Source organism: Halopseudomonas phragmitis (assembly GCF_002056295.1).
Lineage (GTDB): Bacteria > Pseudomonadota > Gammaproteobacteria > Pseudomonadales > Pseudomonadaceae > Halopseudomonas > Halopseudomonas phragmitis.
In genome coordinates this window covers 2,960,682-2,977,150 of sequence record NZ_CP020100.1, presented here as the reverse complement: position 1 = coordinate 2,977,150, position 16,469 = coordinate 2,960,682, and the positions used below count along the sequence as shown (strand labels likewise).

18 protein-coding genes and 3 tRNA genes are annotated in these 16,469 nt (G+C 61.4%); 8 read left to right on the top strand and 13 right to left on the bottom strand.

The window, feature by feature from the left end; genetic code table 11:
• Positions 1-81: 81 nt before the first annotated feature.
• Positions 82-996: a hypothetical protein gene (locus BVH74_RS13850; protein WP_080050639.1), complete on the bottom strand. Its 915-nt coding sequence runs from the start codon at positions 994-996 to the stop codon at positions 82-84.
• 404 nt (positions 997-1,400) lie between these two features.
• Between BVH74_RS13850 and BVH74_RS13845 the strand changes: the two genes are divergently transcribed.
• The 8 genes from BVH74_RS13845 (at position 1,401) to BVH74_RS13810 (ending at position 7,785) form a co-directional block, all read left to right on the top strand.
• Complete coding sequence (locus tag BVH74_RS13845) at positions 1,401-1,652, top strand: helix-turn-helix transcriptional regulator (protein WP_080050638.1); 252 nt, start codon at positions 1,401-1,403, stop codon at positions 1,650-1,652.
• Complete coding sequence (locus BVH74_RS13840) at positions 1,649-4,303, top strand: primase-helicase family protein (RefSeq protein ID WP_155121725.1); 2,655 nt, start codon at positions 1,649-1,651, stop codon at positions 4,301-4,303. Before BVH74_RS13845 ends, BVH74_RS13840 begins: the two co-directional genes overlap by 4 nt.
• A 749-nt stretch (positions 4,304-5,052) precedes the next feature.
• Positions 5,053-5,388: a hypothetical protein gene (locus tag BVH74_RS13835; RefSeq protein WP_080050635.1), complete on the top strand. Its 336-nt coding sequence runs from the start codon at positions 5,053-5,055 to the stop codon at positions 5,386-5,388.
• A 1-nt stretch (position 5,389) separates the two neighbouring features.
• Positions 5,390-6,019 (top strand): hypothetical protein, encoded by a 630-nt coding sequence (locus BVH74_RS13830; protein ID WP_080050634.1) that lies wholly within the window; start codon positions 5,390-5,392, stop codon positions 6,017-6,019.
• Positions 6,016-6,282, top strand: coding sequence for a hypothetical protein (locus tag BVH74_RS13825; RefSeq protein ID WP_080050632.1), 267 nt, complete (start codon positions 6,016-6,018; stop codon positions 6,280-6,282). Before BVH74_RS13830 ends, BVH74_RS13825 begins: the two co-directional genes overlap by 4 nt.
• A 134-nt stretch (positions 6,283-6,416) precedes the next feature.
• Positions 6,417-7,133: a hypothetical protein gene (locus BVH74_RS13820; protein WP_080050630.1), complete on the top strand. Its 717-nt coding sequence runs from the start codon at positions 6,417-6,419 to the stop codon at positions 7,131-7,133.
• Positions 7,130-7,501 carry a hypothetical protein gene (locus BVH74_RS13815; protein ID WP_080050629.1) on the top strand — a complete coding sequence of 124 codons (372 nt, stop codon included), beginning with the start codon at positions 7,130-7,132 and terminating at the stop codon, positions 7,499-7,501. Before BVH74_RS13820 ends, BVH74_RS13815 begins: the two co-directional genes overlap by 4 nt.
• A 2-nt stretch (positions 7,502-7,503) precedes the next feature.
• Positions 7,504-7,785, top strand: a complete 282-nt coding sequence (locus tag BVH74_RS13810; RefSeq protein ID WP_080050628.1) for a hypothetical protein — start codon at positions 7,504-7,506, stop codon at positions 7,783-7,785.
• Between the two features lie 153 nt (positions 7,786-7,938).
• On the opposite strand, the gene BVH74_RS13805 is transcribed toward BVH74_RS13810, so the two are convergent.
• From BVH74_RS13805 to gacA, 12 genes are all read right to left on the bottom strand, one after another.
• Complete coding sequence (locus tag BVH74_RS13805; RefSeq protein ID WP_080050627.1) at positions 7,939-8,475, bottom strand: hypothetical protein; 537 nt, start codon at positions 8,473-8,475, stop codon at positions 7,939-7,941.
• A 232-nt stretch (positions 8,476-8,707) separates the two neighbouring features.
• A complete protein-coding gene (locus BVH74_RS13800; RefSeq protein ID WP_080050626.1) occupies positions 8,708-9,097 on the bottom strand; it encodes a hypothetical protein in 390 nt (129 codons plus the stop codon).
• A 110-nt stretch (positions 9,098-9,207) separates the two neighbouring features.
• Positions 9,208-9,687, bottom strand: coding sequence for a hypothetical protein (locus tag BVH74_RS13795; RefSeq protein ID WP_080050625.1), 480 nt, complete (start codon positions 9,685-9,687; stop codon positions 9,208-9,210).
• Between the two features lie 49 nt (positions 9,688-9,736).
• A tRNA-Leu gene (locus tag BVH74_RS13790) sits at positions 9,737-9,821 on the bottom strand.
• A gap of 154 nt (positions 9,822-9,975) precedes the next feature.
• Positions 9,976-10,049 (bottom strand) — tRNA-Cys (locus BVH74_RS13785).
• Positions 10,050-10,237: 188 nt separating this feature from the next.
• Positions 10,238-10,744, bottom strand: a complete 507-nt coding sequence (locus BVH74_RS13780) for a hypothetical protein (protein ID WP_080050624.1) — start codon at positions 10,742-10,744, stop codon at positions 10,238-10,240.
• A gap of 91 nt (positions 10,745-10,835) precedes the next feature.
• On the bottom strand, positions 10,836-12,599 hold the full coding sequence (locus BVH74_RS13775) for a sodium:solute symporter family protein (RefSeq protein WP_080050623.1): 1,764 nt from the start codon (positions 12,597-12,599) through the stop codon (positions 10,836-10,838).
• A gap of 4 nt (positions 12,600-12,603) precedes the next feature.
• Positions 12,604-12,861, bottom strand: coding sequence for a DUF4212 domain-containing protein (locus BVH74_RS13770; protein ID WP_080050622.1), 258 nt, complete (start codon positions 12,859-12,861; stop codon positions 12,604-12,606).
• 234 nt (positions 12,862-13,095) lie between these two features.
• Positions 13,096-13,171, bottom strand: a tRNA-Gly gene (locus BVH74_RS13765).
• A gap of 62 nt (positions 13,172-13,233) precedes the next feature.
• On the bottom strand, positions 13,234-13,803 hold the full coding sequence (pgsA, locus tag BVH74_RS13760) for a CDP-diacylglycerol--glycerol-3-phosphate 3-phosphatidyltransferase (RefSeq protein ID WP_080050620.1): 570 nt from the start codon (positions 13,801-13,803) through the stop codon (positions 13,234-13,236).
• 88 nt (positions 13,804-13,891) lie between these two features.
• A complete protein-coding gene (gene uvrC / locus BVH74_RS13755) occupies positions 13,892-15,721 on the bottom strand; it encodes an excinuclease ABC subunit UvrC (RefSeq protein WP_080050619.1) in 1,830 nt (609 codons plus the stop codon).
• Positions 15,718-16,362 (bottom strand): response regulator transcription factor GacA, encoded by a 645-nt coding sequence (gacA, locus tag BVH74_RS13750; protein WP_080050618.1) that lies wholly within the window; start codon positions 16,360-16,362, stop codon positions 15,718-15,720. Before gacA ends, uvrC begins: the two co-directional genes overlap by 4 nt.
• Between the last annotated feature and the right edge of the window lie 107 nt (positions 16,363-16,469).

Below are 16,469 nucleotides of genomic sequence, written 5' to 3'. Positions count from 1 at the left end.
CTTTCTGCCGCCGCGACAGGCGGGCATCACCCGCGCATCAGCATTGACCTCCTGCTGAACTCGCCGGTAGGAGAGCGCTACCTAGAAGTTGGGATCTGCGAGAGAATCACTACCGTTCTCCGCCGTCATATCGAGGGCCAGCGCGAACTCTTGGTCCTGCTTCGACATTGACCACGACACCGGGTAACTCCCTGTAGCTGCAAATTGACAGCCCGCCCGCTTCAGAAACTCCTGGAGCGGGCGATATGGTATGCGCTTCAGCTTTCCAAAGTTGGTATCTTCGTTGAAGTGATAGCCTTCACTTTCCTTCCGACCGTATCCATTTGAATTCAAGGACACCCCGCCTGCGATAGCCCTCTTTCCCGCCTTGCTGAGGATTGTGGGCGTCTCATAGTTTCCAAACCACCGGCCTCCGCCGCTTATCATGCGATGGTCACGCGCATTTATGCACTCGATGACTGGGAATAACCCAAGATCAACAATGGTTGGCGAAAGAAGAGAAGGGTCATTACGAGTTGGTCGCAGTTCATAGACCAGTATCAGTAAGGCATCCCTGTCTGGATCAACGTTCTTAACGGTAACTTTCTGTGTGAGGCGTGCTGACGGCTCTCTGGGGGTTGGCGGCCTCTTCATCGGCACATGGGGGTTGTCCCGGAAGGCTCCCTTCAACTCAATTCGATACCCGGAGTTATGCTCGAAATCGGGGTAGCCCTCCCGGTCACCCAGAATTCCCGCTGCCTTCGTTAGGCCAATACCCTGCTCAAGCGCAATGCGCGGCAGAAGAAGGTCAGTCAGGGTCCCAACAATTGTTCCCACCTGAGATGGTTCGATCTGCAAGGCGAGATCAGCCGGAAGCTGAAGATAGTTTACTTGCACGCCACAAAGCGGTTGCAGTGCAGAAGTCAGCGCATTCAATGCGTTGTTAGTAGTTATCGAGCCCCATGCAAGCACATCCATGCCCCCAAGAATTGATTCAGCATGCATGATATGGGCCATGGGGCAGTCCGTCTAGCGCAGAAAGCTGAGCGCATAACCGGGTAACGCCGCGTTACCACTCTGGCATGGTCTGGCGGGCCGCTGGCGCTCCCTGGGCAGTGCGCGCACCGCGAGACCGACCGCGTACCTTTCTCATGACATCTCAGGAATGGCGCTGGCCGGTGTCAGGAGGAACGGTTGTCCTGTTGCGGCTGGGAGCGTAGATGCCAGATAATTGGGGGCGTTAGCGAGAGCGTGCCTGAATCGACAGGACGAACCAGGACGGCCTACGGAGGGCCGACCAGTAGCGGTGGCAGTCCGCAGCTAACAGCCGAACCCGTTCCCGCCGAGTGGGTTCTCATGCTTCGCCCGGCATTGTCTCGGGGCGGCTCCGGATCTTGGCGACATCAGATTCGGAGACTCTCATGTCCAACGTCCCTGCCCAAGACGGCGACCTCGCCGAAGAAATCTCCTTCAACGTCCCGAAGCGGTGGCTCCGCGCCCGTGAAGCTGCCGAGTACCTGGGCGTTTCCGTGCCGCACCTCGCCCGACTGCGCGAGCTGAAAAAAGGCCCGCCGTACCGCAAGTTCGGCAGCGTTGTCCTGTACGACATTCACGAGCTGGACGCCTTCGTCCTGGCGCAGCCCCGCTTTGAAACCAAAGGGGGTGGCCTGTGAGCGATTTTCTGGACACCCGAAAAGGTGAAAGCCCCGCTTCCGGGGCGACAGAAGACGGGGCTTTCGGAGCAAAGCGAGAAGGAAGCGATACTCAAGCTGAATTCTCGGTGGCACAGGCTGCCCCGGCAATCATCGACACCGCCGCCGCTGTCAGTTTCTTGCAGTGGCTCCGCCCGGAAGGCCCGTGGCTGCTCTCGTATGCCAGCCCCGAGAAGAAGGTGTTCCGGCCCAAGCTGTTCGTCCCTGGGCAAGAGGCCAAGCTGGCTGCCTGGCTGGCGGGCAACGCCGAGAACAACGTCTATTACCACCTGAACCCCACCCGCGACGGGCTGGAGAAGAAGGCCGCCAAGTCGGACGTTACCGCCGTGCGCTTCCTGCACGTGGATATCGACCCGCGTGCCGGGGAGGACGTGGGCGAGGAGCGCCAGCGCATCATCGGCCGCCTGACGCACAACCTGCCGAAGGAGCTGCCGCCGCCCACCGCAATCATCAGCTCCGGCGCTGGTGCCCAGGCGCTGTGGGCGCTGCGCGAGCCAATCCTCCTGGACGGTTCCGAGGCCCAGGCGGTAGAGGCCGAGCGTTACACCCGCTGGATTCAGGGCGTGTTCGGCAAGGGCGAGTCCGGCGGGGCTGACAACTGCCACAACGTGGATCGCATCCTGCGCCTGCCGGGCAGCATCAACAACCCGGACGCCAAGAAGCGGGCCAAGGGCCGCACCGCCGCCCCGGCCACCCTCGTGGAGCTGTACCCCGAGCGCGTCTATGGGCTGGAGAGCTTCCAGCAGGCTCCGGCCCAGGGTGCCGCCGCGCCAGCTACGGTGGGCGCTCGTGGCGCGGCTCTCGCCGCTGTCTCGCTGGACGAGGTGGAACGCCTGGAGTCGGTGGATGCCCTCGACAAATGGAACGTGCCGGACTGGCTGAAGGTTCTCATCGTCCAGGGCAACGACCCCGACAACCCCACCAAGTACCCGAGCCGCTCCGAGGCGCTCTTTGCCTGCACGTGCGAACTGGTGCGCCAGGGGGTGCCCGACGAGGTGATTTTCTCGGTGCTCACCGACGAGTCGTTCGGCATCGCTGAGTCCGTGGTGGAACACAAGCGCCCGGAGAAATACGCCCTGCGCCAGATCGAACGGGCGCACGAGGACTCCATCCATCCGATGCTGCGCAAGCTCAACGAGGAGTTCGCTGTCGTCGGGAACTTCGGGGGCAAGTGCGTTGTGGTCAGCGAAGTGACCGACGAAGGGCTCGGGCGAGTCAATCTCGTGGCGCAGAGCTTCGCCGACTTCAAGAACCGCTTCCTCAACGTCATGGTTGATCTGGGCACCGACGCCAAGGGCAACCCGGTCGCGAAGCCCGCTGGGGCTTGGTGGCTGGCGCACCCGAACCGTCGCCAGTACGAGCGGGTCACTTTCGCCCCTGGGCAAGACACCCCGCCCGACGTGTACAACACCTGGAAGGGGTTCGCGGTGGATGCTGCCGCCGGAGACAAGCACCTGCCGTTCCTGGACCATATTCGCGATAACGTCTGTTCGGGCGACGAGGAGCACTATCGCTACCTGCTCGGTTGGATGGCGCGGGCGGTGCAGCAGCCGGGCTGCCCAGGAGAGGTGGCCGTCGTCCTGCGGGGCAAGCGTGGCACGGGTAAGGGCTTCCTTGCGAAGGTGTTCGGCGGGCTGTTCGGGCGGCACTACCTGCCTGTTACCGACTCCCGCCACGTTACTGGCAACTTCAACGCCCACCTGCGCGACTGCGTCGTGCTGTTCGGCGACGAAGCACTCTACGCGGGCGACAAGAGGCACGAATCCACGCTCAAGTCTCTCATTACGGAGGAAACAATCGCCATCGAGCGTAAGGGCTTCGACACGGAGGCTGCCCGGAACTGCCTGCACATCATCATGGCCTCGAACGAAGCCTGGGTCGTGCCCGCAGGGGAGTTCGAGCGCCGGTTCTTCGTGCTGGATGTTGGCTCTGAACGGATGCAGGACACCGCCTACTTCGGCGAACTGAACCGGGCTATGGAAGCTGGCGGGCGTGAGAACCTTCTGCATTTCCTGATGCACTACGACATCAGCGACTTCAACGTCCGCGCTGTGCCTCGGACGCGGGCGCTGGAAGAGCAGCAGGCACGGAGCCTCGGGCCGATTCGCGGCTTCATCCGCGAGATGTTCCGGACGGGGCAACTTCCGCCTGAATGGCTGCCGAACGAGGCGAATCCGGGCTATGCCGAGCGGATGGTTCATGTGAAGAAGACTGGCGAAGTCGGCCTCCACCCGGACAAGCTGGCCCAGTGGATCGGGATGCGCCTAAAGACCCGCCCGGTCAGCGTCGAAGACTTGGAGAAGGAGTTCGCCAAGCTCGGGTTCCGCAAGGCGAAGGTCACTGGTAACAAGCGTCGCATCATGCTGAGCGGGTCGGTGGAGCGTGCGCGGGAAGCCTGGAATGCCTTCTCCGGTGCGCCTTGTCAGTGGGAGGAGCCGGTGGAAAAGTGGCTGCCGTACTCCATCCAGGATCACCCCTCCGACGACCTGGGCGACGATGATGTCTCGCATGTCGAGCACATGACGGGCGACGAGTGGGAGGTGTTCCAGGCACTCCAGAACGCCGACCTTCGGGAGCGGATTCTCGCTCTGGTGCGAAGCGCAACGGCCTAACGTCCAACACGCTTGCAGGAGGCCGCCCACCGAGGCGGCCTTTTTGCGTATGCACGGCTGGGCTGCCCAGGGCGGGAACGGGAACGCCAATTTCCCGCCCCGCCGGGAAACCCGCTAGGCCGCGTGGCTACAGGGTTTGCGCCGGGAATGTTCCCGCTTTCCCGTTCCGGCAGTGCAACTTGCCCAGTAGCAGTGCAGTGCACCACAGCAGTGTGGTGCTACTCCTTTTTCCTCTCTTTACTTAAAGAGGGAAAACGGGAAATAACCGGCTAGGAGCCCCGTAGCTACAGGGTTTGGGCGTTTCCCGCAGTGCGGAATAACACGGGAATTCCCGCCCGCTACTTCCCGCTGCTGGGCAGCACGGCCCGGCCCGGCTGCTACTCCTGACATATCCATTTCAACTGACACATCGCGCCCGCGCACGGGAGCCACCCCGCCTGCGCATCCCGCCGCCTGGGCCGCCCTCGCAGCACCGAGAGCGCCCGCCAGGGCCGCACCCAGCCGCTGGCCTGCCTGGGCCGCGCCGCCGCCCCTAGGCCCGCCTAGGAGGTGTAGCGGAACGCCCCGGTAAGTTCGAGTTACCACGCCCCGCCAGCGAGACCAGCCCACCACCCTGGGCCAGCCGCTGCCGACCGTGGAGCGCACCGCGCAGCGCCTTCTTGGGCCTGTCGCTACCTGCCAAAACTGATATCGCCGCCACCGCTGGGCCGAGATCATTTCCTTGAGAACGCAAGCACCAAGGAACCCGCATGACATTGACCGCCCGCGCACCAGCCCAGAGAGGAATCGACCTGCACCGAATCGAGCAGGACGAGGACGAAGCCCACGACAGCCCCGAGCGCCAGCTCGCCGCTGCCGTCCTTCTCCAGGCATGGAACGACGCAAACGCGACGCCCGAAACGGTGAAGTACGCGAAGGGAAGCGGAGGCTTCACGCCCGAGCATCTCGTCCGAACGGCGCGACGGTTCCTGACAGACAGGCGGGGCTCCTGGGCACGACAGCGCCAGCTCTTCACGAGCGCGTTATCCGTTGATGATGAGGCCATCCGCCTGCGTGCGGTGGCCCAGTTTGGAGAGGGACACTGAGATGAGTATCAAGCCGAAGACTGGAGGCGGGGCACGCCCCGGCGCACCTGTGGGCCGGAAACGGGGCGACCGGGTACCGATGGCTGCGCTGACCGAGGAGCGCAAGGAGGTCTTCCTGTCGGAGCTACGCCGCCACGGAATCGTGAGTGCCGCCGCTCGGGCCGCCAGCCCACACGCTAAGGGGACGTGCGCCCCTTCGTTCTACATCCTGCGGAAAAACGATCCCGAGTTCGCCGCCGCGTGGGATGACGCCATCGAGCAGGCGACCGGCAGCGTGGAGCTGGAGATTCACCGCCGCGCTGTGGAGGGCTACGACGAGCCGGTCTATCAGAAGGGCGAGCTGGTCGGGACGGTGACGAAGTACAGCGACCGCCTGCTGGAGCTGCGTGCCAAGGCGCTCCTCCCGCAGAAGTACATCGAGCGCCGGGCCGTCGAACTGAGCGCGAACCTGAACGTCACCCAGGAGCTGTACGGCGGGCACGCGCTGACACTGAAGCCCGAGGACGTGCTGCTGCTCGACGAAGGCAAGCGCCAGCAGCTCCTGGGCCTGCTCACCGAGATTGCGCTGGCACGGGGCGACCTTCTGGAGGTAGAACCGGAGCCCGCTGGGCTGCTGGAGGCGGAAGCATGATCGGCGACTTCCTGGCCCAGGTGGAGGGGCTTGTCAGCTTCGAGGAGGAAGCCGGGGTGCCGCCCCGGCGAACCCCGTTCGGCTTCCTGATGCCGGACTACCGGCAGGACGAGGAAGGGCTCGACCGCTGGGAGGCAGCCTATGGGGAGAAGGCCCGAGGCACCACCCGCCTGCCCATCCCTGTGCCCAGGGCAGTGCGCGATGCGCCGGGGCGAACAGTCCAGCAGCCTGGAGCGCCCATCCGGCGGGGCCGCCTGGGGTAACTGGACGTTAGCTGTGGCCTTCCTGGGCCACTCGCGCCCCGCTAAAAACTGAGAGCCGACGCGGCCAGAGACAGGAATGATTCTCACCAAGGAAGCCGAAATGGTTCGGCTCCGATTTCTCAAAGGTGAGAAGCATGTCCAAGTTGAATCTGAAGAAAATCCCGTCCCGTGCGAACGTGCAGGAACTTCGCTCCATCCTGAAGTCCCACGCCACCAACCTCCAGAGCCTGCGCAAGTCGCTGACCGACGCCCGCGAAATTGCCCAGAAGCGTGCGATGGAGGAAGTCTCCAAGATCACCATGACCGCCCAGGAGCGCCAGACCTTCGCCAAGCGCAAGGCCGACACCCTGGTCGCAGCCCAGCGGGCCGCCGCGAAGGAGACCGCCGAGCGCCTGGCAAAGGATCTGGCGACCGCCCGCAACGTGCTGGAGCTGGGCAAGGGCGTCTATGACAACCCGTTCTCCGCGCTGGATGCCGCCACCCTGGGCAGCCCGCGCCGCGCCACCTACACGCAGAACCTCGCCAGTGCTGGCCCGGTGGCCCTGAAGAACGCCGCCGAGCGTGCCGCCTCCCTGGGCGACGCCGAGCTGGCCGCCGCTGTTATCGCTGTGGTCTCGGGTATGCCGACCGACAAGCGCCCGTTCCACCCGGCAGCCGTCCTCGACATCTTCCCCGAAGAGCACGAGGTGTTCGCGCCGATGGTCGAGTTCGAGGAAGCCGAGGCCGCCCTGGCTGATGGCCTGTCGCTTTACGGCGAAGTCGTGAATGGCACCACCAACCCGACCGCCCGCATCGAACGCGCCCTGCGCGACCGTGAAGCCGCTGCTGGTGCTGAAGGGGGTGACGAATGAACGCCCATCTCCAATCGCTGACCGACGCCGAGCTGGCCCAGCGGATCATCGACACCCTCGACGACCGCGACGCCGCCGCCCTGGCTTCTGCCTGCCTGATGGCGCATGCCCACGGCAAAGACCGCCCGGACGTGAAGACGGCCCGCACCTGCTGCACCTTGGCCGGAGCGAACGCCCAGCGCGTGATGCCGTTCCTGGGCTATCTGCCGCTGAAGGGCTACGCCGACGGCTGGGCCGACGCCGAGCAGGGCGCACACGGCCCCGGCATCGTGGATCGCACCCAAGAACCCGGCCTGTTCGTGTTCCGCCAGCTCGGAGGCCGACTCCGCGCCAACCTTCGTTTCATCCAAGCCTCTGAGGAGATCTAACCATGGCTACCTTCCTGCTGTACCCCGCTGAACCGCACTTCCGTCGCGCCGATGGCCTGAACGCCATCGTCGTGCCCGCTGCCGATGCAGCTTCCGCTCCGGCTGCCGCCCGCGCCCTGTGCAAGCGTGTGGAGATCGACGCCTTCGACAACTTCGCTATTGTTGAGATCGGCGCGACGACCGCCTTCGCTGTTGAGGGCCATCCGCCCGTGAGCCAGCCCGGCAACGCCGAAGGGCTGCCGCACCTGGGCCGTGGCGGCCACGAGGTCATGCTGCCGGTCTAATCGTTCCACTCCTGTTGCTCCGACTGCACCTTCGCCCCGGCCCTGCAAAGCGCCGGGGTTCTTTTTGGCCATCAGACAGTGCGCTCGCACGGTTCGCTGCACCCTTGGGTGCCGCCAGCCCTGGGCAGACGGGCACCCGCGAGTAACTGCGACTTACTGGGCCGCTTCTGGCAGCGCGAAGGTTCCGCGCCCGACACAGGCGATGGTGTGGCCGACACGGCGGGCAGTGTCGATGGTGGAACGCACCTTCTTCTGTTCCATGCCCAGCGCCCCGGCCAGCTCGGCGACGGTACGCGGGCCGCTGGCGAGGGCCGCCAGGAGGTCTTCCACGCGGGCCTTGAGTCCGGCGGGCTTGGCCTTGGCCTCGGCGGTGGCTGCGCCCTCTGCGGGCTCCTCGGCGGTGCTAGGCGCGGTGGCGGGGGCTGCCTCCACGGTGGCCAGGGTGGCGGGCTCCTGCACGCTCTCGGCCTGCTCCGGCGTAACCTCGGCGGGCTCCTCCTGGGCAGCCCCTTCGACCTGGGCGAGCTGCGGCGCGATCAAGGCCCAGACCTGCTGCATGCCCTTGGCGCGTTTCAGGAATTGCTTGGTGTTCTTGCCGGTGACGCTGTTGTAGTAGGCCAGCAGGTCGGCGGTGGAGACTTCGTTCAGGTCGGCGAAGCGGGTGATGGTGACGTCAGCAATGCGGATCATGGTGGCTCTCCTTTTCTGTTCCGGCAGCGCGACCGCCGCCGATGACCGAATCATTGAGCAGAGCGGAGAAAAGGCAACAGCATCATGCACTTGCTGAGATTCGCCCAGCGGGGCGGGCTGCCCCGCTGGGCCAGCTCGGCCCAGGCGGTTCGCTGTTTGTCGGGCGAACCGTGCAGCGCCTGCCAAGCCCAGGGAGACCGGGCACCCGCAAGGGACACGAGGCCAGAAACCCTCAGCAACCATCCTTCGACGATTGAGTCGGAGGATATTGAGCCCAGAGGTCGTCATCGTCTATGTCCAGACTGTCGTGAAAACTGCTCACTGAATCACCGTTAGTCCGAAATTCGGGAGCGCGTTCACGCAGGACAAAGTACCCCCAACGCTCAGCGAAGATTGGGTAGCCCTCCACATACATCAGCTCGTAAAGCGCCTCCCGGACGGTCGGAACAGACCGTTGAGTTCTCCCAACGGCCTCGCATATCCGCTCCACGGTAAGCCCATAGGGGCTCATCTGCAGGACAGACAAAATGTTCGCGTGGAGATATGGAAGCGGCTTCTGTTTGCGAGCTTGACGGGAAATTGAGACCTGGCGCTGTATGCGAATGAGTTTGGTGGTATCCATGTTGCACTCCTGATGAACCGAGGCGGCACCGCGCTGCCTCGTGTGGAGCGAACTTTCTCAGGCGCAGCCCTGGGCACATAGACCCGCCAATAGGGTGCGATTTTCGAGGGCTATTTGCGGGTCTTGAGAGCGTTGCGGACGTTGCGTAACGTCACGCGGGCGTCGAGCGCCTTGCACACGGCCAGGAGTCGGCTCTCGTCGGGCAAGGGATTCGCCCGCTGGCTGCTGCCGTAGCTACGGATGACCAGCGCTCGGGCGACCGCACGGATAGCCTCCAAGCTGACGCCTGAGTAGTGACCCCGGCGCTTGCGGCCCACCTCGAATAGGACGGTCTCGACAGTTTCTTGGAGGGTGAGCAGAGCGGCCTCGACAGGGGCAGCGCCAGCGGTGTGCTGTGCCGTCCATGCCACCTGTGCGCGTGCTTCTTCGGAGAGGTTTTCCCAGGCGGCAGTCATGCGCCGGTGGAATGTGGCGACTTCCTTCCGCGCTGCTGTCAGGCGCTGCTGCGCCTCCTGGGCTTCGCGCTCCTGCTGGAGGCAGGCGTCCCAAGCGGCCCGCGCCTTGGCGAGGGTGGCGTCGTCGATGCTCATGGGAGGTGTGCGCCCGCCAAGACGGTTCGCTGGACGGTGCGCGAGGTGCTGGTGCCCGGAGCGGGAATCGAACCCGCACGCCTTTCGGCTCCGGATTTTAAGTCCGGTATGTCTACCAGTTTCATCATCCGGGCTTGTAAAAACAACAGGTTACGGCCTTTTGTTACTCGTCATCAACGTGTCCCGGAACGGGTTCCGGGGTGCCCATCTGGTGCGGAGTCGGCAAGGACACAGGTAATTTTAAGTCTCGTGCGTCTACCAGTTTCGCCATCCGGGCGAGGAAATAAATGGAGGCCGAGGTCGGAATCGAACCGGCGTTCACGGATTTGCAATCCGCTGCATAACCACTCTGCCACCCGGCCTCATAGGGACCATTACGCAGTGGGTGAGATCGCGTAACGGCGTCGAACCGGCTTTGCTCAAAAAATGATCTTATCCTATTGATAAGACTGGCATTTTTGCTGCCTTGCTGTCGACGGGCAGCATTATGTCCTAATTGCTGGTGCTTGGCAAGCGCAGTCTGAGAACTTCACTGCACTTGCTTTGCGCCCTAGCGGCAAACAGCCAGATACAATGGATCGTCGCTATCCAGTTTACGCATCAGCTCAGGCCGCAGGCTGCCGTCATCGGCCTCTGGGACCAGCTCCTGAGTGTCACAGTTGAGCAGATGAGGCTGGTGGCTGACCAGATCCACGTACTCTTTCTGGAAGCGATACAGGATGAAACGTTTGATCCGATTGTCATCCAGCTGGACTTCTGTCAGGTTGCTGCGATCCACCACACTGAAACCGACCGTCATTGGCAGCAGATAGGTCCAGGGCCGCCAGATCGCCTGCTGCTGTTCGGTAGCGACCACCACGGAACTTGCAGGCAGTTGGCTCTGCTTGTGCTCGAACCAGTAATACTCGTAGTAGATCTGGTAAGTCAGCATCCCCATACCGGCAAAGACCGGAACTATCCATTTCGGCAGTTTCCTGCCAGATGCTGCTCGCAACAGAAACCCGATCCCTGCTGCCCCCAAACCTGCTGCGGCCAGTGCGACCAAATGCCAGATCATAAAGTATGTCTCGAAAACAAGGCGGGCTTCCGAAGAGGAAGCCCGCGGGTTGAGTCATGAGCGCAGCATAGCACTACGCTCAGGATTACTCTCAGTGTGCCACAGCACCACCAGCACCCTTGGGATAGCGAACGCTTTCCACCAGATCCTGGATTTCCTGCGGCGGCTCTTCGGTCAGATAGGATACCCCAAAGGCTACGGCAAAGTTGATAACCGCGCCCACCGCACCGAACGACAGCGGGGAGATACCGAACAACCAATTGTCCGGAACGTTGGCCAGGGTGTTGGTGCCCGGAATGAAGAACCAGCCCAGATACAGGAAGATGTAAATGGTGGTGCTCAGCAGACCGGCCAGCATGCCCAATACCGCGCCTTTGCTGTTGATGCGCTTGGAGAAGATACCCATCATCAGTACCGGGAAGATCGACGCTGCGGCGATACCAAAGGCCAGGGCCACCACCTGTGCTGCAAAGCCCGGTGGATTGATCCCTAGCCAGGTGGCAATCGCAATGGCCACCGCCATGGAAATACGCGCGGCGAGCATTTCCCCCTTCTCACTGATTTTGGGATTGATCATGTTCTTGATCAGGTCATGACTGATAGCCGAGGAGATCGCCAGCAATAGACCTGCTGCGGTCGAGAGTGCCGCGGCAATACCACCGGCAGCAATCAGACCGATGACCCAGCCCGGCAGATTGGCGATTTCGGGGTTGGCCAGTACCAGAATATCGTTGTTGACCACCAGCTCGTTGCCGGCCCAGCCACGTGCTTCAGCAGTTTCAGCAAAGGCAGGTACCTCGTTGTACATCTGGATACGACCGTCGTTGTTCTTGTCCTCGAAACGAACCAGGCCAGTATCTTCCCAGGTCTGCAGCCACTGCGGGCGCTCAGCGTATTCCAGTGCCGGAGCGCTCGGACCATCCGGGTAGATGGTGTTGATCAGGTTCAGGCGACCCATGGAAGCCACAGCCGGAGCAGTGGTGTAGAGGATGGCGATAAACACCAGCGCCCAACCAGCAGACCAGCGCGCATCAGCCACCTTCGGTACGGTGAAGAAGCGAATGATCACGTGCGGCAGACCAGCGGTACCGATCATCAGCGACATGGTGAACAGGAACATGTTCAGCTTGTTGGAGACGTCAGCGGTGTAGTCCTGGAAGCCCAGCTCACGAACCACTTCATCCAGCTTCTGCAGCATCGGGAGACCTGATTCGGTGTGAGTACCGAACAGGCCAGTCTGCGGCAGCAGGTGACCGGTCATCTGCAGAGAGATGAAGATCGCCGGAATGGTGTAGGCCACGATCAGTACCACATACTGTGCCACCTGGGTGTAGGTGATGCCCTTCATGCCGCCCAATACCGCGTAGACGAACACGATGCAGGAGGCGATGATCAGGCCGGTGGTGCTGCTCACTTCGAGGAAGCGGGCAAATGCCACCCCTGCCCCGGTCATCTGACCAATTACATAAGTGGTCGAGATTACCAGCAGACAGATAACCGCCACTACCCGAGCAGCTTTGCTGTTGAAACGGTCACCCACGAAATCCGGCACGGTAAACTTGCCGAACTTGCGCAGGTAAGGCGCCAGCAGCATGGCCAGCAGCACGAAACCGCCAGTCCAGCCCATCAGGAAGGAAGAGTTGACGTAGCCGACCGAGATCAGGCCAGCCATCGAGATAAAGGAAGCCGCAGACATCCAGTCAGCTGCAGTTGCCATGCCGTTGGTGACCGGGTGTACGCCACCACCAGCAACATAGAACTCTTTGGTGGAACCAGCCCGAGCCCAAATCGCAATACCGATATAGAGCATGAAGGAGGCGCCAACAAAGAGCAGGTTGATTACAAATTGGCTCATTCTCTTATTCCTCCAGGCCGAATTCTTTATCCAGCTTGTTCATTCTCCAGGCATAGAAGAAGATCAAAGCCAGAAAGATCAGAATCGAGCCTTGCTGAGCGAACCAGAAGCCGAGATCGGCCCCACCTACGGGAATGCCAGACAGCATGGGCCGTAGAAGGATGCCAAAGCCAAAGGAACATAATGCCCAGATCACAAGGCTACCTAGGATCAAGCGAAGGTTCGCCGACCAGTATGCAGCAGCTTTTTCTTTATCTGCCATCGTATTGCTCTCCACTTTCTTGTTAAGACCAAATTGGGAAATTCCACGAACGCTGGAGTCTTCCGTGAATTCATTCTGCTAAAGAACGCTTAAGAGTGAATCCCCGACATTAGTCTTAGGTAATTGCCTCACGACGGGGGCAAAGAAGTGAGCTGTCGCAGCAGGTCAGTAGAAGGGCAACAGGCAATAACGAAAAAGGCCGGCCAGATAAATTCTGGTCGGCCTTTCGATGTTTGGAGCGGGAAACGAGACTCGAACTCGCGACCCCGACCTTGGCAAGGTCGTGCTCTACCAACTGAGCTATTCCCGCGTTGCAATGGCGCTCATTCTAGCGATCTGCGCCAAGCTGTCAAGTCATTGATTCGAAAAAAGTTATTTGTCGTTTTTTTGATCAGAGCCCATGCTCATGTGAGGCCAGGCGGCCTTCAGGTAGACCACCATGGACCAGAGCGTCAGAACGGCCGAAATCATCAGCAGCACATAGCCAATAATCACCCAGTAGGTCAGTACCGGCGGATTGGCCAGCAACACGACCAAAGCCACCATCTGGGCTGCGGTCTTGTATTTGCCCAGATTGGAAACCGCCACATGGGCTCTGGCTCCCAGCTCGGCCATCCATTCGCGCAATGCGGAAATCACGATCTCACGGCCGATGATGACCACTGCCGGAGCGGTGATCCAGAAGTTGCCATGACTCTGAACCAGCAGAATCAAGGCGACCGCAACCATCAGCTTATCGGCGACCGGGTCGAGAAAGGCACCAAAGGGTGTGCTCTGTTGTAGCCTGCGCGCCAGGTAACCATCCAGCCAGTCGGTCACGCTGGCCAGGGTGAAAATGATGGCAGCCCCCAAATAACTCCAGTGGAACGGCAGGTAGTACAGCAGAATGAAGATGGGGATCAACACCACCCGCATCACGGTCAGTATGTTCGGGATATTCATGTTCAATCTACAACGCTGAGTAAGCAGGCATTCTAACAGGCTGCCGTGAAACTACCTATGCCGGGAATAACGCGTTAAAAACTACCAGCTAATCACTGTGCAAGGTGGCGTAAATCAGTTCGGCCAACTTTTTATTGATGCCTGGCACTTTGGCAATTTCCTGCACGCTGGCGCGATCCAGTGCCTGCAGTCCACCAAAATGCTTGAGCAGCTCCCGGCGGCGCTTGGGCCCAACCCCGGCGATCCCCTCCAGTGGCGAGGTGGTTCTGGCTTTGCCCCGCCGCTGACGGTGTCCGGTGATGGCAAAGCGGTGAGCTTCATCACGTATGTGCTGAATCAGGTGCAGCGCTGGCGAGTGCGCGGGTAGCACCAGTTCATGGTGGGTGTCGTTGAGGTACAGAGTTTCCAGCCCAGGCTTGCGCGTTACGCCCTTGGCCACCCCGAGCAGGGTCAGGTCATGAATAGCCAGCTCCTGAATCACCTCCAGGGCCATGCTCATTTGTCCCTTGCCGCCATCGACCAGCAGGATATCGGGTATCTTGCCCTCGCCGTCCTTGAGTTTGCTGAAGCGTCGGCTCAAGGCTTGGCGCATGGCGGCGTAGTCGTCACCAGCCGTCACCCCTTCGATGTTGTAGCGCCGATAATCGCTTTTCAGCGGTCCTTCCGGGCCGAACACTACGCAGGAAGCGACTGTCGCCTCGCCGCTGGAGTGGCTGATATCGAAGCACTCCAGTCGGGTTGGTGGTTCATCCAGGCCCAGCGCTTCCTGCAAGGCTTCGAAACGTGCCTGCACATGCTGGCGGTTGGCAAGCATCCCGGCCAGGGCCTGTTCGGCATTGGTCACCGCCAGGCCTTGCCAGCGGCCACGTGTACCGCGCACCCGATGGCTGATGGTGACACCAAAGCCACGGGCCTGGGCCAAGGCCTCGATGATCACCGGGAAGTCGTCATGCACGGCATTGACGATGATCTCGCCCGGCACTTCACGCTCACTGACGCCCAGGTAGTACTGCGGCAGAAACGCCGCCAGCACTTCCCCGGCTGTCTGCTCGATCGGCACCCGCGGGAAATGGTTCTTGCTGCCAAGTACCCTGCCCTGACGCACCATAACCACATGCACACAAGCGCCACCAGGCGCCACAGCAGCGGCAACGATATCGACGTTGCCCTGCTCGGTATCCATGCTCTGCTGGTCCTGCACCTGGCGCAGCAGCGCTATCTGGTCACGCAATTCAGCCGCACGCTCAAAATTCAGGTGCTCGGCGGCCCGCTCCATACTCTGACTCAGCTCACTGGCCAGGGCATTGCTGCGACCTTCCAGAAACATCACCGAATGGCGCACGTCCTCGGCATATTCCTGCGGATCGACCAAGCCGACACAGGGACCTTTGCAGCGTTTGATCTGATATTGCAGACAGGGCCGGGTGCGATTGCGAAAATAGCTGTCCTCACACTGGCGCACCTGAAAAGCCTTTTGCAGCAGATTAAGGCTTTCCCGGATTGCCCCGGCGCTTGGATAAGGTCCGAAATAGCGGCCCTTGGCCTTCTTCGCGCCACGGTGCAGCCCCAGCCGGGGAAACTGGTCCTGGCTGGACAGGTAGACATAGGGGTAGGACTTGTCGTCACGCAGCAGGATGTTGTACGGCGGGCGCACTTGTTTGATCAGGCTCTGTTCCAGCAACAACGCCTCGGTTTCATTGGCGGTGATGGTGGTGTCAATCTGCCGGATACGCGCGACCAACGCCTCGGTCTTGGGGCTCAGGCCGGTTTTGCGGAAATAGCTGGACAGGCGTTTCTTGAGGTTCTTGGCTTTACCCACATAGAGCAGTTCACCCTGCTCGTCGAGCATCCGGTAAACGCCAGGCTTGTTGCTTGCCGTGGCCAGAAAGGCCGCAGCATCAAACACCACTGCATTCATGCGCGGTTGGTATCGACCATGCCATGGCGCACTGCCAGCAGGGTCAGCTCGACATCGCTAGTGATGCCCAGCTTGTCAAAGATACGATAACGATAGGTATTCACGGTCTTCGGGCTGAGGCACAGCTTGTCGGAAATGCTCTGGACTTTCTCGCAACTGACGATCATCAGGGCGATCTGGATTTCTCGCTCGGACAAACTGTCAAATGGCGAATCGGTTGTCGGGGCAAAGGACTTGAGGGCCAGTTGCTGGGCAATCGTCGGGCTGATGTAACGCTGGCCCGAGTGCACCTGACGGATGGCGCTGACCATTTCTTCCAGCGCCGCCCCCTTGGTGACGTAGCCGGCCGCCCCAGCCTGCATCAGACGGGTCGGGAAAGGCTCCTCGTCGCATACCGTTACCGCTATGACCTTAAGATGCTTGTCGTGCTGGACCAGTTTTCGGGTGGCTTCCAGGCCGCCAATTCCCGGCATACGCACATCCATGAGCACTACGTCGGGCTTGAGTGACCTAGCCAGGGAAACCGCTCGCTCCCCACTCTCCGCCTCACCTACTACCGCCAGACCCGGCACATCGCCCAGCATACGACTAATGCCCATGCGGACGAGATCATGGTCGTCGACCACCAGTACCTTGATCAATTGTGACCCCTTGCACTCAATGCTGCCGGACAGCCTTGTTATTCCCTGACTGGCTCCGGCAACCAGGCAAGTGGAGTGGTATCCACTCCGTTATTCACAAGTCCACA

Excerpts from the sequence above, each read along its gene's own strand:
- BVH74_RS13850 (WP_080050639.1), bottom strand. The coding sequence starts at position 996 with ATGGCCCATATCATGCATGCTGAATCAATTCTTGGGGGCATGGATGTG.
- BVH74_RS13845 (WP_080050638.1), top strand. The coding sequence starts at position 1,401 with ATGTCCAACGTCCCTGCCCAAGACGGCGACCTCGCCGAAGAAATCTCC.
- BVH74_RS13835 (WP_080050635.1), top strand. The coding sequence starts at position 5,053 with ATGACATTGACCGCCCGCGCACCAGCCCAGAGAGGAATCGACCTGCAC.
- BVH74_RS13830 (WP_080050634.1), top strand. The coding sequence starts at position 5,390 with ATGAGTATCAAGCCGAAGACTGGAGGCGGGGCACGCCCCGGCGCACCT.
- BVH74_RS13825 (WP_080050632.1), top strand. The coding sequence starts at position 6,016 with ATGATCGGCGACTTCCTGGCCCAGGTGGAGGGGCTTGTCAGCTTCGAG.
- BVH74_RS13820 (WP_080050630.1), top strand. The coding sequence starts at position 6,417 with ATGTCCAAGTTGAATCTGAAGAAAATCCCGTCCCGTGCGAACGTGCAG.
- BVH74_RS13815 (WP_080050629.1), top strand. The coding sequence starts at position 7,130 with ATGAACGCCCATCTCCAATCGCTGACCGACGCCGAGCTGGCCCAGCGG.
- BVH74_RS13810 (WP_080050628.1), top strand. The coding sequence starts at position 7,504 with ATGGCTACCTTCCTGCTGTACCCCGCTGAACCGCACTTCCGTCGCGCC.
- BVH74_RS13805 (WP_080050627.1), bottom strand. The coding sequence starts at position 8,475 with ATGATCCGCATTGCTGACGTCACCATCACCCGCTTCGCCGACCTGAAC.
- BVH74_RS13800 (WP_080050626.1), bottom strand. The coding sequence starts at position 9,097 with ATGGATACCACCAAACTCATTCGCATACAGCGCCAGGTCTCAATTTCC.
- BVH74_RS13795 (WP_080050625.1), bottom strand. The coding sequence starts at position 9,687 with ATGAGCATCGACGACGCCACCCTCGCCAAGGCGCGGGCCGCTTGGGAC.
- BVH74_RS13780 (WP_080050624.1), bottom strand. The coding sequence starts at position 10,744 with ATGATCTGGCATTTGGTCGCACTGGCCGCAGCAGGTTTGGGGGCAGCA.
- BVH74_RS13775 (WP_080050623.1), bottom strand. The coding sequence starts at position 12,599 with ATGAGCCAATTTGTAATCAACCTGCTCTTTGTTGGCGCCTCCTTCATG.
- BVH74_RS13770 (WP_080050622.1), bottom strand. The coding sequence starts at position 12,861 with ATGGCAGATAAAGAAAAAGCTGCTGCATACTGGTCGGCGAACCTTCGC.
- pgsA (WP_080050620.1), bottom strand. The coding sequence starts at position 13,803 with ATGAATATCCCGAACATACTGACCGTGATGCGGGTGGTGTTGATCCCC.
- uvrC (WP_080050619.1), bottom strand. The coding sequence starts at position 15,721 with ATGAATGCAGTGGTGTTTGATGCTGCGGCCTTTCTGGCCACGGCAAGC.